The 14,379-nt window shown below is 69.2% G+C and carries 14 protein-coding genes; 11 read left to right on the top strand and 3 right to left on the bottom strand.

The genetic code is table 11. The features are described 5' to 3' along the window. Window positions 1-28: 28 nt before the first annotated feature. On the top strand, window positions 29-250 hold the full coding sequence (locus BM004_RS40650) for a hypothetical protein (RefSeq protein WP_143072435.1): 222 nt from the start codon (window positions 29-31) through the stop codon (window positions 248-250). Next, a complete protein-coding gene (locus tag BM004_RS15775) occupies window positions 247-831 on the top strand; it encodes a fasciclin domain-containing protein (RefSeq protein ID WP_093214687.1) in 585 nt (194 codons plus the stop codon). The genes BM004_RS40650 and BM004_RS15775 overlap by 4 nt, the downstream gene beginning before the upstream one ends. Window positions 832-878: 47 nt before the next feature. On the opposite strand, the gene BM004_RS15770 is transcribed toward BM004_RS15775, so the two are convergent. After that, a complete protein-coding gene (locus BM004_RS15770) occupies window positions 879-1,841 on the bottom strand; it encodes a LysR substrate-binding domain-containing protein (protein WP_093214684.1) in 963 nt (320 codons plus the stop codon). Between the two features lie 82 nt (window positions 1,842-1,923). Here BM004_RS15770 and BM004_RS15765 point away from each other — a divergent pair, with 82 nt between their 5' ends. From BM004_RS15765 to BM004_RS15755, 3 genes are all read left to right on the top strand, one after another. Then, window positions 1,924-2,274, top strand: a complete 351-nt coding sequence (locus BM004_RS15765) for a DUF2917 domain-containing protein (protein ID WP_256219913.1) — start codon at window positions 1,924-1,926, stop codon at window positions 2,272-2,274. Between the two features lie 128 nt (window positions 2,275-2,402). Next, window positions 2,403-3,581, top strand: coding sequence for an acetyl-CoA C-acetyltransferase (locus BM004_RS15760; RefSeq protein WP_093214998.1), 1,179 nt, complete (start codon window positions 2,403-2,405; stop codon window positions 3,579-3,581). A gap of 2 nt (window positions 3,582-3,583) precedes the next feature. Next, window positions 3,584-4,399, top strand: a complete 816-nt coding sequence (locus BM004_RS15755) for an enoyl-CoA hydratase-related protein (protein WP_093127241.1) — start codon at window positions 3,584-3,586, stop codon at window positions 4,397-4,399. Window positions 4,400-4,452: 53 nt separating this feature from the next. On the opposite strand, the gene BM004_RS15750 is transcribed toward BM004_RS15755, so the two are convergent. Then, window positions 4,453-5,358 carry a DUF4261 domain-containing protein gene (locus BM004_RS15750; protein ID WP_093214682.1) on the bottom strand — a complete coding sequence of 302 codons (906 nt, stop codon included), beginning with the start codon at window positions 5,356-5,358 and terminating at the stop codon, window positions 4,453-4,455. A gap of 157 nt (window positions 5,359-5,515) precedes the next feature. Here BM004_RS15750 and BM004_RS15745 point away from each other — a divergent pair, with 157 nt between their 5' ends. Next, the gene (locus BM004_RS15745) at window positions 5,516-6,778 is read left to right on the top strand and encodes a 6-phosphofructokinase (RefSeq protein ID WP_093214679.1); all 1,263 of its coding nucleotides are present in this window, start codon (window positions 5,516-5,518) and stop codon (window positions 6,776-6,778) included. Then, window positions 6,775-7,011 carry a cysteine-rich CWC family protein gene (locus BM004_RS15740; protein ID WP_093214676.1) on the top strand — a complete coding sequence of 79 codons (237 nt, stop codon included), beginning with the start codon at window positions 6,775-6,777 and terminating at the stop codon, window positions 7,009-7,011. The genes BM004_RS15745 and BM004_RS15740 overlap by 4 nt, the downstream gene beginning before the upstream one ends. On the opposite strand, the gene BM004_RS15735 is transcribed toward BM004_RS15740, so the two are convergent. After that, a complete protein-coding gene (locus BM004_RS15735) occupies window positions 7,002-8,330 on the bottom strand; it encodes a zinc-binding metallopeptidase family protein (RefSeq protein WP_093214673.1) in 1,329 nt (442 codons plus the stop codon). The genes BM004_RS15740 and BM004_RS15735 overlap by 10 nt on opposite strands. A gap of 123 nt (window positions 8,331-8,453) precedes the next feature. Here BM004_RS15735 and BM004_RS15730 point away from each other — a divergent pair, with 123 nt between their 5' ends. From BM004_RS15730 to BM004_RS15715, 4 genes are all read left to right on the top strand, one after another. Beyond that, window positions 8,454-9,983, top strand: coding sequence for a DHA2 family efflux MFS transporter permease subunit (locus tag BM004_RS15730; RefSeq protein ID WP_093214670.1), 1,530 nt, complete (start codon window positions 8,454-8,456; stop codon window positions 9,981-9,983). A gap of 72 nt (window positions 9,984-10,055) precedes the next feature. After that, window positions 10,056-11,195 carry an ABC transporter substrate-binding protein gene (locus BM004_RS15725; protein ID WP_093214667.1) on the top strand — a complete coding sequence of 380 codons (1,140 nt, stop codon included), beginning with the start codon at window positions 10,056-10,058 and terminating at the stop codon, window positions 11,193-11,195. 75 nt (window positions 11,196-11,270) lie between these two features. Beyond that, on the top strand, window positions 11,271-12,038 hold the full coding sequence (locus BM004_RS15720) for a class II glutamine amidotransferase (protein ID WP_093127256.1): 768 nt from the start codon (window positions 11,271-11,273) through the stop codon (window positions 12,036-12,038). 120 nt (window positions 12,039-12,158) lie between these two features. Further along, a complete protein-coding gene (locus tag BM004_RS15715; RefSeq protein WP_093214664.1) occupies window positions 12,159-14,375 on the top strand; it encodes a TonB-dependent receptor in 2,217 nt (738 codons plus the stop codon). The last annotated feature ends 4 nt before the right edge of the window (window positions 14,376-14,379 follow it).

Raw genomic sequence — 14,379 nt, 5'->3', positions numbered from 1 at the left:
CGTCACCAGGCGCGGTGAAAAGAAACTGTTGCTGAAAAACGAAGGGCGGATTCTGTCGAGCGCGCGTGCGATGCGCAAGCGCGGCGCGCGCGGCTGTGGCGCAAAGCCGACGCGCAACAAATCTGAAACCGGGTGCGAATCCAAACGCGCGCAGGCCCCGTATTCGACTCAAGCGCAACGCGCCTCCGAGCTGCTGGCGGTTTCCACAGACACCTTCCAAGAACCATTTCTTTTCAGGAGCCTTCAATGAAAAAACTCGTGATTGCACTCGGCGTTTCGGTCCTGCTCGGCGCCTGCGCTGGCGGCATGGGCATGAGCGGCAGCGGCAGCGGCAGCAGCGCCATGGCGTCGAACCCGATGGTCGGCGGCGCCGCGATGTACCCGACGAAGGACATCGTCGACAACGCGGTGAATTCGAAGGACCACACGACGCTGGTCGCCGCGGTGAAGGCCGCGGGCCTGGTCGACACGCTGAAGAGCCCCGGCCCGTTCACCGTGTTCGCACCGACCAACGCGGCCTTTGCCGCGCTGCCGGCCGGCACCGTCGACACGCTGCTCAAGCCCGAGAACAAGCCCACGCTGACCAAGGTGCTCACGTACCACGTGGTGCCCGGCAAGATGGACGGCGCCGCGCTGATGAGCGCCATCAACGCAGGCGGCGGCAAGGCCACGCTGAAGACCGCCAGCGGCGGCACGCTGACCGCGACGATGAGCGGCGGCAACGTCATGGTGACCGATGCCAAGGGCGGCACGGCGATGGTGACGATCGCCAACGTGTACCAGTCGAACGGCGTGATCCACGTCGTGAACAAGGTGCTGCTGCCGGGTTGATGCGCCCGGGTTGAGCAGACAGCGGTACCTCCGGCGCTGCGGGCCTTTCAGGCTCGCTGCGCCGTTTCCATCTGCTCGGCCTCGTCGCGCAGCCATTGCGCGAACTCCAGCGCGTCGCGGTTGCCTGCGGCGCGCCTCGCAGTCTCGACGAAGTAGCCGCGGCGCGACGCGGCGCCCTCGCCCAGCGGCGCCACCAGCCGCCCTTCGCGCAGCAGTTCGCGAAGCAGCGGCAGCCGCCCGATGACCACGCCCTGCCCCGCCACCGCGGCGGCCACGGCGTCGGCGTATTGCGTGAAGCGCAGCGTGCTCTTCATGCGCAGGTCGTCCAGCCCCATCACCTTGAGCCACGGCTCCCAGTCGGCCGTGGGCGCTTCGCTGTGGTCGGGGTAGTCGACCGTCAGCAGCGTGTGCCTGGCCAGGTCGGCGGGCACGCGCAGGGCATCGGCCAGCGCGGGCGAGCACAGCGGCACCACCGTTTCCTCGAACAGCGCGGGGCCCACGCCCCTGGCGATCGGCATGAGCCGCACGGCGACGTCGATGCGGCTGCGCTCCAGGTCGAGCACGTCGAGCGTGGCCGACACGCGCACGTCGACCTGCGGATGGTTGCCGGTGAAGCGCGCGAGCCGCGGAATGAGCCACAGCGATGCGAAGCCCGGCGTGGTGGTGATGGCCACCTGGCGCGGCGCGGAACTCGCGCGCACGCGCGCCGTGGCGTCGCGCAACCGCTCCAGGCTGTCGGTGACGGCACGCTGCAGCACGCCGCCGGCCTCGGTGAGCGACAGCGCGCGGTGGTGGCGCTCGAACAGCAGAACGCCCAGGTGGGCCTCGAGCTGCTGGATCTGCCGGCTCACGGCGGATTGCGTGAGGTGCAGCTCGCCGGCCGCCAGCGTGAAGCTCAGCCGGCGCGCGGCCGCCTCGAAGCTGCGCAGCAGCTCGAGCGGCGGCAGCTCACCGCCGCTGCCGCCAGCTGCGCCGGGGGCGCCAAGCGCTTTCGCATTCTCTGGGTGCATGCAACGAGTTCCGAATGACCGCGTGTAAAGAGGGCGTCGGCTCACTATATTCATTCGTATCACGAATGCAATGGAGCTTGCCATGAGCACCGCCACCCTCTCTTCCTGCCCGTCTTACCCGTCCTCGGATGCCTCCCGCTTCCACGTGAGCCTGCCCACGCGCGCCGTCTTCGCCGTGCCCGACGGCGCCGGCGTGGGCATCGAGTGCCGCAGCGGTTCGGTCTGGGTCACGCTGGACCGCGATCCGCGCGACATCGTGCTGGCACCGGGCGAGCGCTTCGAAAGCACCGACCACCGGCGCGTGCTGGTGTCGGCGCTGGAGGCCTCGTGCATCACCGTGTCGGACGCGCAACCGGCTGCGATCCCGCTGGCGCGGCGCGCACGCGCGCGGTCGCCTTGGCGACTTCTGCCCCACGGGTTGTCCCCGGCTTGACCCGGCTCCATGGGCGTCGAACCATCGATGCCCATGAGCTCCCTCGCATCGCTGGCCGCCGTTGTTCGTGACGGGCGGCTTTTTTGCGTCCGGACCTCTCCGATTTCCCTTTCGTGAAGGACATGAAGATGGCAGAGGCATACATCGTGGCCGCGGCGCGCACGGCCGGCGGCCGGCGCGGCGGCAAACTCGCGGGCTGGCACCCGGCGGACCTGGCGGCACAGGTGATCGACGCGCTGCTGGCGCGCAGCGGCATCGACCCCGCGGCGGTGGAGGACGTGATCCTCGGCTGCGTGAGCCAGGTGGGCGAACAGGCCACCAACATCGCGCGCAACGCGGTGCTGGCCTCGAAGCTGCCCGAGTCGGTGCCGGGCACCTCGGTCGACCGGCAATGCGGCTCGTCGCAGCAGGCGCTGCACTTCGCGGCGCAGGCGGTGATGTCGGGCGCCATGGACGCGGTGATCGCGGGCGGCGTCGAGAGCATGACGCGCGTGCCCATGTTCACGCCCAACGTGCTGCCGGCCAAGGCGGGCCTGGGCAGCTACATGAGCCCGGCCATGAAGGCGCGCTACCCCGGCGTGGAGTTCAGCCAGTTCACCGGCGCGGAGATGATCGCGAAGAACTACGGCATCCAGAAAGACGCGCTCGACCGCTATGCGCTCGAGAGCCACCACCGCGCCATCGCCGCGACCCGTGCGGGCGTCTTCAACGACGAGATCGTGCCCATCGACGTGCTGCTGGCCGACGGCACGCGCAGCGGCGAACAGCACACGGTGGACGAAGGCATCCGCTTCGAAGCCACGCTGGAAGGCATCGCGGGCGTGAAGCTCATCGCCGAAGGCGGGCGCTGCACCGCGGCCACCGCGAGCCAGATCTGCGACGGCGCCAGCGGCGTGCTGGTGGTGAACGAGCGCGGCCTGAAGGCGCTGGGCGTGAAGCCGCTCGCGCGCATCCACCACATGAGCGTGATGGGCCACGACCCGGTCATCATGCTGGAGGCGCCGCTGCCGGCCACGCAGCGTGCGCTGAAGAAGGCCGGCATGAGCATCGGCGACATCGACCTGTACGAAGTGAACGAGGCCTTCGCCCCCGTGCCCATCGCATGGCTGCAGGCGCTGGACGCCGACCCGGCGCGCCTGAACGTGAACGGCGGCGCCATCGCGCTGGGCCATCCGCTGGGCGCCTCGGGCACCAAGCTGATGACCACGCTGATTCATGCCCTGGGCCAGCGCGGCAAGCGCTACGGCCTGCAGACCATGTGCGAAGGCGGCGGCATGGCCAACGTGACCATCGTCGAAAGGCTCTGAAGATGACGCCGAAGACGAGCGACCAGCCCTTCGTCCTCTGCGAGCTGAACGACGGCATCGCGACCCTCACGCTGAACCTGCCCGCCAAGCTCAACCCCATCGCGCGCGACCTGCAGGTCGAGTTGCGCGACACGCTGGAGCGCATCCGCGACGACCGCGCGGTGCGCGCCGTGATCCTCACGGGCGCGGGCAAGGCCTTCTGCGTGGGCGCGGACCTGAGCGCGATGTCACCGGGAGAAGAAGGCAAGTCGCTGGGCACGCAGACGGCCGAGTGGATGCAGACGCTCAGCAACCCGCTGATCGAAACGCTGCGCACGCTGCCGGTGCCGGTGGTGGCTGCCGTGAACGGCCCGGCGGCCGGCGCGGGCGTGGGCCTGGCGCTGGCGGCCGACGTGACCATTGCGGCGCGCAGCGCGTACTTCTACCTGCCCTTCCTGCCCAAGCTGGGCATCGTGCCCGACCTGGGCTGCACCTGGGCCATTCCGCGCCGCGCGGGCCGCGCGCGCGCCATGGGCATGGCGCTGCTCGACGAGCGCGTGGGCGCGGGGCGTGCCGTGCAGTGGGGCCTGATCTGGGCCTGCGTGGACGACGAGCAGCTGCTGGAGGAAGCCAGGGGCATCGCGCTGCGCCTGGCGCGCCTGCCGGCGCACGCGGTGGTCGAGGCGCGCGAAGCCTTCGAGGCCTCGGAGCGCCACACGCTGAAGGAGCAGCTGCACTACGAGAGCGAGCGCCAGCGCGAGCTGATCGACAGCCCGAGCTTCCGCGAGGGCGTGAGCGCGTTCCTGCAGAAGCGCGCGCCCGAGTTTCCGGGCCGCTGAGCGACAGGCCCACCGGGCCAGGCTTGCTGGGCTTGCATGGCCCGGGCGCCGTCTCAGTGGGGCCGCTGCGCGATCTCGTCGGCGCCGATCATCTCGGCCACCATCACCGTGCCGGGGCCGTCGAGAAAGTACTCGGTCTCGGCCGGCGCGCGCAGCCGCATGAAGCGGTCCTCGCCCACCTGCATGGTGTGGCCCGCCCCCATTTCCGCACCGCTGTCGACCAGGTAGCGCAGGACGTTGCCGAACAGCTGGAAGTAGGTCTGGCCCTCGTGGTGGCCCTCGGCCAGCACGGCGAAGTCGGGATGGCCGAAGCGGTCGGCGCCATGGGTGCGCATCCACACGCCCTGGACGCCTTCGACCTCGTACTTGACGAAGCCGCAGTACAGCGCGGGCAGGTCGAGCTCGCGCAGCAGCTCGATGCTGTCGCCGCCGTTTCCAGTCTCGGCGTCGGCGTCGAACACGGCCGCCGGCATCGAGGTGCGGGCCGCCTCGTTCACCACCGCCAGCGCCCCGAGGCGGGCCAGCGCGCCGGCCACGGTGGCCAGCGCGACGTACTGCTCGAGCACCGAGGCTTCGCGCCCGGCGTAGTAGAGGATCACGTGGCCGCGGTGGGCGCGCACCTGCGCCTTGAGTTCCTGCGGGTAGTGCGCCGGTGCGACGCAGGCCTCGAGCGCGTCGGCCGGCATCGGCGCATCGAAGCCGACCAGCCGCACCACGTGCTTTCGCCAGCCCACCAGCGCGATGAAGGCGCCCGGGTCGGGCGAGACCTCGCAACGCGCGTCGCCGGTCGACCGGTGGTAGGCGCGCAGCGCCTGGCCGAGCGCGGCGATGTCGATCTTCTGCGCATCGGGGAACAGGACCGTCAGCGCGACGGGATCTTCCAGGTCGGGGTTGGCCACCAGCGCGCCAGCGTCGGCCGGTTCGTCCTTGCGGCCGAAGAAACGGGAAAAGATGCTCACTGAAGGACTCCTTGGATGGCTCTGCGGCGCCGCTGCACGGCGCCCAAGGAAAGGAACTGTAATCGCGGCCGAATCGCCGGCTTGGCGGTTGGCCCCGCGGTTGGCCTGAAGGAGGCGATTGCGCCAGAATGGCCCTCCCCGCGCGCGAAGGAATTCCATGTCCACCCATCTCACCAATGCCTTCTACGCCCAGTCGGGCGGCGTCACCTCGGTCATCAACGCGTCGGCCTGCGGCGTGATCGAAACGGCACGCCGGCACCCGCAGCGCATCGGCAAGCTCTATGCCGGGCGCAACGGCATCATCGGCGCGCTCGCCGAAGAGCTGATCGACACCGGCGCCGAATCGGCCGAGGCCATTGCGGCGCTGCGCAGCACGCCGTCGGGCGCGTTCGGCTCGTGCCGCTACAAGCTCAAGTCGCTCGAGAAGAACCGCCGCGAGTACGAACGGCTCATCGAGGTGTTCAAGGCGCACGGCATCGGCTACTTCTTCTACAACGGGGGCGGCGACTCGGCCGACACCTGCTTCAAGGTGAGCCAGCTGTCGCAGTCGATGGGCTACCCGCTGCAGGCCATCCACGTGCCCAAGACCATCGACAACGACCTGCCGCTGACCGACTGCTGCCCGGGCTTCGGCTCGGTCGCGAAGTACGTGGCGGTATCGACCATCGAGGCCTCGTTCGATGTGCGCTCGATGGCGGCCACGTCCACCAAGGTGTTCGTGCTCGAGGTGATGGGGCGGCACGCGGGCTGGATCGCGGCGGCCGGCGGCCTCGCGGCGGACCAGGGCATTCCGGTGGTGGTGCTGTTCCCGGAAATCGAGTTCGACAAGGCGCGCTTCATCGCGCGGGTCGACGAACTGGTGAAGCAGCACGGCTACTGCTCGGTGGTGGTGTCCGAAGGCTGCCACCACCCCGACGGCACCTTCCTGGCCGAGCAGGGCACGCGCGATGCGTTCGGCCATGCGCAGCTCGGCGGCGCGGCGCCGGTGGTGGCGCAGATGGTGAAGGACGCGCTGGGCCACAAGTTCCACTGGGCCGTGGCCGACTACCTGCAGCGCGCGGCGCGCCACATTGCCTCGGCCACCGACGTGAAGCAGGCCTACGAGCTGGGCCAGCGCGCGGTCGAGCTCGCACTGGAAGGCCGCAACGCGGTGATGCCGACCATCGAGCGCACGTCCGACCTGCCCTATGCCTACACCCTGGGCAGCGCGCCGCTCGAATCGGTGGCCAATGTCGAGAAGCCGATGCCGCGCGATTTCATCTCGGACGACGGCTACGGCATCACCGAGAAATGCCGGCGCTACCTGCTGCCGCTGATCGAAGGCGAGGACTACCCGGCCTACCGCGGCGGCCTGCCGGTGTACGTGACGCTGCGCAACGTGGCCGTCGCGAAGAAGCTGCCGGCCTTCGAGATCGCATGACCATGGCCACCGCGGGCCCCGGCCTGATCGACGCCACGCGCTGCCCGCTGTGCGGCGAACAGAACCGCTGTGCGATGGAGATCGAACGCGAGACCGGCCAGGCGCAGCCGCCGTGCTGGTGCATGCAGGTCGACTTCAGCAAGGCACCGCTGACGAACCTGCCGGAGTCGATGCGCGGGCTGGCGTGCATCTGCCAGCGCTGCGCAACAGGCACGCCCTTGCCTCAGGACTGAACGAACCCCTGCGACTGGGATTGCGCTTGTGCTTGCGCCTGCGCCGGCTCTGCTGCCTGTTCGGGCACAGCTGCCGCCACCTCGCTGGCCACCACCATCGTCGGCGCATCGCCCGGCCTCTGCTGCGTGACCACCTGGTGGATGAACTGCAGCTTGCCCACCGCCGCGCGCGGCAGCACGAAGGGGTAGTAGTCGGGCTGGCCCATGCTGCGCGACAGCTCGTTGAGCACGTTGGTCAGCCGCACCCAGCCGTTGATGAAGTCCAGGAACTTGCCGGCGTCCGCATGGCCGGGCTGCCACAGGTCGTCGGGCGTGAAGAGGTCGCTGGTGAGTTCGACGTTGGTGGCGTCGACGCCGAAACTCATCGCCGTGTCGGCCGTGTCGGCCATGTGCAGGTAGTGGGCCCAGGTCTCGGCCCAGTCCTCCCAGGGGTGCGTGCTGGCGTAGCTGCTCACGAAGCGGTCGGCCCAGTCGGGCGGCGGACCCTGGTCGTAGTGGGTCTGCAGCGCGGCGGCGTAGTCGGCGCGGTCGTCGCCGAAGAGCGCGCGGAAGTCGTCGATCCACGGCGTGGGCAGCACCAGCAAGTCCCAGTAGTAGTGGCCGATCTCGTGGCGGAAGTGGCCCAGCAGCGTGCGGTAGGGCTCGCGCATCTCGGCGCGGATGCGCTCGCGCACGGCGTCCTCGGCCTCCTCGGCGTTCAGCGTGATCACGCCGTCGTCGTGGCCCGTCATCACGTGCGGGCCGCCGGGCATGTTGCTGAGGAAGTCGAAGGCCAGGCCGTGCACCGGGTCGGCATGGCGGCTCACCACCGGCAGGCCCAGCGCCAGCAGTTGCGAGATGAGGCGGCGCTTGGCCTGCTCGAGCTTGCCCCAGAACACGCCGTTGACCTCCTGCGACAGGTCGGGAATGGTGCGCGTCACGCTGCACGCGAGGCAGTAGCCCGGCGCGAGGCCGTGCACGTCGACGGGCGGTGCCTCGCCGTCGCGCGCGGCGGGCACCATCCAGCTGCAGGCCGCGGGGGTCATGAGGTTCGCGCAGCGGCGGTAGGTGGGGCCGTGCGGGTCGCCGAACACGGTGAAGGTGTCGGGCTGCGCGCCGCCGCCTTCGGCCGGTGCGAGCGGCATCACGCCCAGGCGGTCGATCACGTAACCCAGCGGCGTGTGGCAGGCCAGGCACTGGCTGTTGCGCAGGAACACCGGGCGCCCGCACTGGCAGCGGTAGGACCGCGTGACCGTCGGCGCGGCCAGTTCCGTGGCGAGCGTGGGGGCGCCTTCGGGAGAGGGCGGCATGCCGGCGGGGTCGTTCACGGGTGAGTTCATTTGTTGTATGGGTCTTGACGCGGAGGAGACAGCCGCTGCATTGTGCGATTCGCCGCCCCGCCTTCCGCCATGCAATCGCCGATATGCTTGTAGGACGACGGACCCGAGACATTCCGCCGCCCCATGACATCCCCACAGACACCCGAAGCCGCGACCACGCCGGCCACGCCGCCCATCCCCGGCATCCCCACCATCGGCACCCTGCGCGAGCGCTACGGCGAGCGCTACCGCTGGTACCTGCTGCTCTCGGTCATGGTGGGGACGATGGCGTCGATCATGTCCTCGACCATCGTCAACGTGGCGATCCCCGGCATGAGCCACCACTTCTCGCTGGGCCAGGAACGCGCGCAGTGGGTGAGCTCGGGCTTCATGGTGGCGATGACGGTGTCGATGCTCACCACGCCGTGGCTGCTGTCGCGCTACGGCTACCGGCGCACCTACGTGGGCACGATGCTGTTGTTGCTGGTGGGCGGCATCGTGGGCGGGCTGGCCAACAACTTCTCGCTGGTGCTGTTCGCGCGCGTGGCCGAAGGGCTGGCCGCGGGCGTGGTGCAGCCCATTCCGGCCATCATCATCCTGCGCGCCTTCGAGCCGCACGAGCAGGGACGCGCGAGCGGCATCTTCGGCATGGGCGTGGTGCTGGCGCCGGCCATCGGGCCGAGCATCGGCGGGGTGCTGGTCGACCTGTTCGGCTGGCGCTCGATCTTCTTCATGGTGGTGCCGTTCTGCCTGGCCTCGATCTGGCTGGCCTACAAGTTCGTGCCCAAGACCGCGCCCGGCGGCGTGGCCGCGGTGCGCGGCAGCGGCCTCGACGCGCGCGGCCTTGCGCTGGGCACGGTGGGCACGCTGTGCCTGCTGAACGGGCTGGTCGAGCTGCGCGGCGATTCACCGCTGCAGGCCGCGCTGCTGCTGGCCGGCGCGCTGGCTTCGTTCGCCGCCTTCGTGTGGTGGCAGCGCCGGCTGGCGGCCGCGGGCGGCACGCCGCTGATGAACCTGGCGCTCTTCAAGTACCGGCAGTTCGCCATGGGCAGCGTGGTGGCCTTCATCTACGGCACGGCGCTGTTCGGCTCGACCTACCTGCTGCCGGTGTACATGCAGGTGGGGCTGCAGCTGTCGGCCTCGCACGTGGGCACCATCCTGCTGCCGGCGGGCCTGGTGCTGGCGTTGACCATCGCCGGCGTGGGCCGGCTGGCCGACAGGCACCCGACCTGGCTGCTGGTGACCATCGGCCTGGCGCTGCTGGCCGCCTCGTTCGCGCTGATGATGGTGCTGCGGCTGGACAGCGCGCTGTGGCTGCTGGTGGCCTTTGCCGTGATCGGGCGCATCGGGCTGGGCTTCATCCTGCCCTCGCTCAACCTGGGCTCGATGCGGCCGCTGGCCAAGCCGCTCATTCCGCAGGGCGCGAGCGCCATCAACTTCGTGCGCATGCTGGGCGGCGCGGCCGGCGTGAGCCTGTGCGCCATCGTGCTCGAGTGGCGGCTGGCGGCGCATGGCGACTCGCTGGCCAACCCGATGACCAGCCCGGCGCGGCTGGCCGCGTTCGACGAGGTGTTCGCGATGCTGGCGGGGCTGTGCGCCTTGGCGATCTGCGCGGCATGGCAACTGCGCCAGCAGCCGAGCACGCCGAACGGGCCGGCGCGCAACACGGGGTAAACACCGGCGGCGGAAGGCGGGGCTTTCGCATTCAATTGTTTTCAGTTGTATCTCGGCGCCCGCCCATCCCCCATGCATCGCAGAAATTTCATTGCCGCCTCGGCTGCGGCCGTGGCCAGTCTTGGCCCTCTGTCTTCCGTTCATGCCGCGGAGAGCGGCGTCAGCGACAGCGAGATCGTGCTCGGCCACACCGGCATCCTGAGCGGCTCGCTGGGCGCGCCCATCAAGGTGGTGATGGCCGGCGCGGGGCTGGCTTTCGACACCGTCAATGCACAGGGCGGGCTCGCGGGCCGCAAGATCAGGCTGGTGTCGCTCGACGACGAACTCGTGCCCGAGAAGGCCGTGGCCAACTACGAGAAGCTGCTGGGCGAGCACCGCGCCTTCGCCTTCTTCGGCTGCGTGGGCTCGGGCACCACCGCGGCGGCGGCCAAGGTGCTGAACCAGAGCGGCGCGCCGATGGTGGGCGGCTATGCCGTGTCGGATTCGGCGCGCGAGAAGGTCGCGGGCTCCGGCTACTTCGTGCGCGCCACCTTCGCGCGCGAGGCGCAGGCGCTGGTGCAGCACCTGACGACCATCGGCGTCTCGCGCATCGCGGTGGCCTACCTGGACAACCCGGGCGGCGCGGAAGTCGCCAAGCTGGTCGACACCGCGCTGACCGCGCTGCAACTCAAGCCCGCGGCCGCCGTGCCGGTGAAAGGCGACGGCTCGACCAACGAAAGCGCCGGCAAGACGCTGGCCGACAGCAAGGCGCAGGCCGTGATCATGTACCTGGGCGGCGGCATCGGCGGCGAGGTGATGAAGAGCGCCTGGGCCGCGGGCGGGCGCCAGATGTTCTACGGCATGTCGATCGTGCCGGGCGACGTCACGGCCAGGCTGGTGGGCGACAAGACCAGCGGGCTGGCCATTTCGCAGATCGTGCCGTACCCGTGGAGCGAGGTCGATGCCGGCACCAAGGAATACCGCCAGCTGGCCGAGCGCGCCAAGGTCGACATCGGCTACCTCAGCTACGAGGGCTATGTGAACGCGATGGTGATGATCGAGGCGCTGCGCCGCACCGGGCGCGACCTCACGCGCGCCAGGCTGCACGCCACGCTCAAGACCATGAAGCTGCGCGTGAGCAACATGGAGGTCGACTTCACCGGCGCGAGCAACACGGGTTCGCGCTTCATCGAGATGGTGCGGGTGACGAAGGAAGGCAAGTTCCTGCGCTGAACACCCGAGCTGAACTGCCGAGCTGAACGCCCGCGCCGAACCAGGGACGCGCCGAATCGCGTTCTAATGGCACCCATGTGCCAATTGCTAGGGATGAACTGCAACACGCCGACCGACGTGACCTTCAGCTTCACGGGGTTCGCGCAACGCGGCGGCCGCACCGACCACCATGCCGACGGATGGGGCATCGCGTTCTTCGAGGACCGCGGGCTGCGCCATTTCGTCGACCACCAGCCGGCGTGCGAATCGCCGGTGGCGGAGCTGATTCGCCGCTACCCCATTCAAAGCCGCAACGTCATCGCGCACATCCGCAAGGCGACGCAGGGCGAGGTGAACCTGCAGAACTGCCACCCCTTCGTGCGCGAGCTGTGGGGCCGCTACTGGGTGTTCGCCCACAACGGCGACCTGAAGGACTTTCGCCCGCGCCTGCACGGCAACTTCCACCCGGTGGGCAACACCGACAGCGAGCACGCCTTCTGCTGGATCATGCAGGAGCTGGCCAAGTCGCACGCCGGCGTGCCGAGCATCGAGGAGCTGACGCTCACGCTGCGCGAACTGGCGCCGCAGCTCGCGAGCCACGGCACCTTCAACTTCATGCTGTCCAACGGCCAGGCGCTGTGGGCGCATGCCTCCACCAACCTCTGGTACGTGGAGCGCCGCCACCCGTTCGTGACGGCGCAGCTGTCGGACGAAGACCTCGCCATCGACTTCGCGCAGCACACCACGCCCACCGACCGCGTGGCCGTGGTGGTGACCGCGCCGCTCACCACCAACGAGACGTGGACGCAGTTCGCGCCGGGCGAGCTGCATGTGTTCGTGGACGGGCAGTTGGCGGGGCGCTGATTGCAAACAAAAGTGCGAGCTTTTTACTGACACATTTTCGCAACAGCGCAACAAAGTATCAGTGGGCGGGTGCAAACAGATGAACAATAACGGTTCTCATTTGCATTTTTCGAACCGTCCATGCCCGCTCCTCACTTCTATCTCCGGCCGACCGTGGTCGCAACGCTGCTCGCGCTCAACGCCGTGGCAGCACTGGCACAAACCACCACGGCCGAGCCGGCTGCAGGGGCAGCGTCGAGCGGCACGCTGACCACGGTGAACGTGGAAGCCAGCGCCGACGCATCGGCCGAAGGCCTGACCAAGCCCTTCGCCGGCGGCCAGGTGGCCCGCGGCGGGCGCGCCGGGATCCTGGGCAACCAGGACATGATGAGCACGCCGTTCTCGAGCACCAACTACACCAACGAACTGATCCAGGACCAGCAGGCCAAGAGCGTGGCCGACGTGCTGCTGAACGACCCGTCGGTGCGCCAGGCGCGCGGCTTCGGCAACTTCCAGGAGCTGTACGTGGTGCGCGGCTTCCCGGTGTACTCGGACGACGTGTCGTACAACGGCCTGTACGGCATGCTGCCGCGCCAGTACATCGCCTCCGAATTCTTCGAGCGCGTGGAAGTGTTCCGCGGCGCCAACACCTTCCTGAACGGCGCGGCCCCCGGCGGCAGCGGCATCGGCGGCGCGATCAACCTGCTGCCCAAGCGCGCGCCCAACGAGCCGCTCACGCGTGTCGGCTTCGGCGTGCAGACCGGCGGCCAGGGCTTCGTCAACCTCGACCTGGCACGCCGCTTCGGTCCCGACGACAGCCTGGGCGTGCGCGTGAACGCGGTGCGCCGCGAAGGCGGCACCGGCGTGAAGAACGAGAGCCAGCAGCTCAGCGCCTTCGGCATCGGCCTGGACTGGCACAACCGCAACGTGCGCCTGTCGGCCGACTTCGGCTACCAGGACTTCGACCTGAAGGACGGCCGCCCGAGCCTCACGCCGTCGTCCTCGCTGCCGATTCCGCGCGCGCCCGACGCCCGCACCAACTTCGCCCAGCCCTGGAGCTACTCCAAGGAAAAGGACAAGTTCGCCACCTTCCGCGGCGAGGTCGACATCACCGACAACATCACGGCCTGGGCCGCCGGCGGCGTGCGCCGCAGCGACGAAGACAACGTGCTGTCGAACCCGACGCTGACCAACGCGTTCGGCGACACCAGCAACACGCGCTTCAGCAACACCCGCAAGGACCGCATCGGCACCGCCGAGATCGGCGTGCGCGGCAACTTCGTTACCGGCCCGGTGAAGCACAGCGTGGTGGTGTCGGCGGCCAAGTACAGCAACGACCGCGACAACGCCTACGCCATCTCGGCGAACAGCGTGCGCAACAACATCTACACGCCGTACGCATCGCTCTACCCGGTGGCCAACGGTGCATTCGTGGGCAACACGCTGGACAACCCGCGCCTGACCGACAAGATCGACACCTCGAGCGTGGCCGTTGCCGACACCATGTCGTTCATGGAAGACCGCCTGCTCGTCACGCTCGGCGCGCGCCGCCAGACCATCGAGCAGACCAGCTTCGCCTACACCACGCTCGCGCAGAGCAGCACCTACGACAAGAGCAAGACCACGCCGGTGGCCGGCGTCGTCTACAAGTTCACGCCGACCGTCTCGGCCTACGCCAACTACATCGAAGGCCTGGTCAAGGGCAACGTGGCGGCCAGCACTGTGAACAACCGCCCGGTCACCAATGCCGGCGAAATCTTCGCGCCTTACCAGGCCAAGCAGAAGGAAATCGGCGTCAAGTACGACGGCGGCACGCTCGGCGCCAGCGCCGCGTTCTTCACCACCGACCAGCCGACGTACTACTACATCGGCCAGACCTACGGCCCCTACGGCAAGCAACGCAACCAGGGCCTGGAGTTCTCGGTCTTCGGCCAGCCCACCAAGGGCCTGCGCCTGCTCGGCGGCCTGACGCTGCTCGACGCCAAGCAGAAGGACACGCAAGGCGGCGCCACCGACGGCCTGACCGCCATCGGCGTGGCCAAGCAGCAAGCCAACCTGGGCGCCGAGTGGGACGTGCCCGGCCTGCGCAACCTCGCGTTGAACGCACGCGTGCTCTACACCTCCAAGCAGTACGCCAACGCCACCAACACGCAGTCGGTGCCGTCGTGGACGCGCGTGGACATCGGCGCGCGCTACCTGGTCGACCTGGGCAACGGCCGCGCGCTCACGCTGCGCGCGCGCATCGACAACCTGTTCAACAAGTCGTACTGGGCGTCGGTGGGCGGCACGCAAGGCTCCAACTACCTGGTGCTGGGCGCACCGCGCACCTTCGCCGTGAGCGGCACGATCGACTTCTGATCCC

It is taken from the genome of Variovorax sp. OK212, from assembly GCF_900112425.1.
Taxonomy (GTDB): Bacteria; Pseudomonadota; Gammaproteobacteria; order Burkholderiales; family Burkholderiaceae_C; genus Variovorax.
This window is presented reverse-complemented; position numbering and strand designations above follow the sequence as displayed.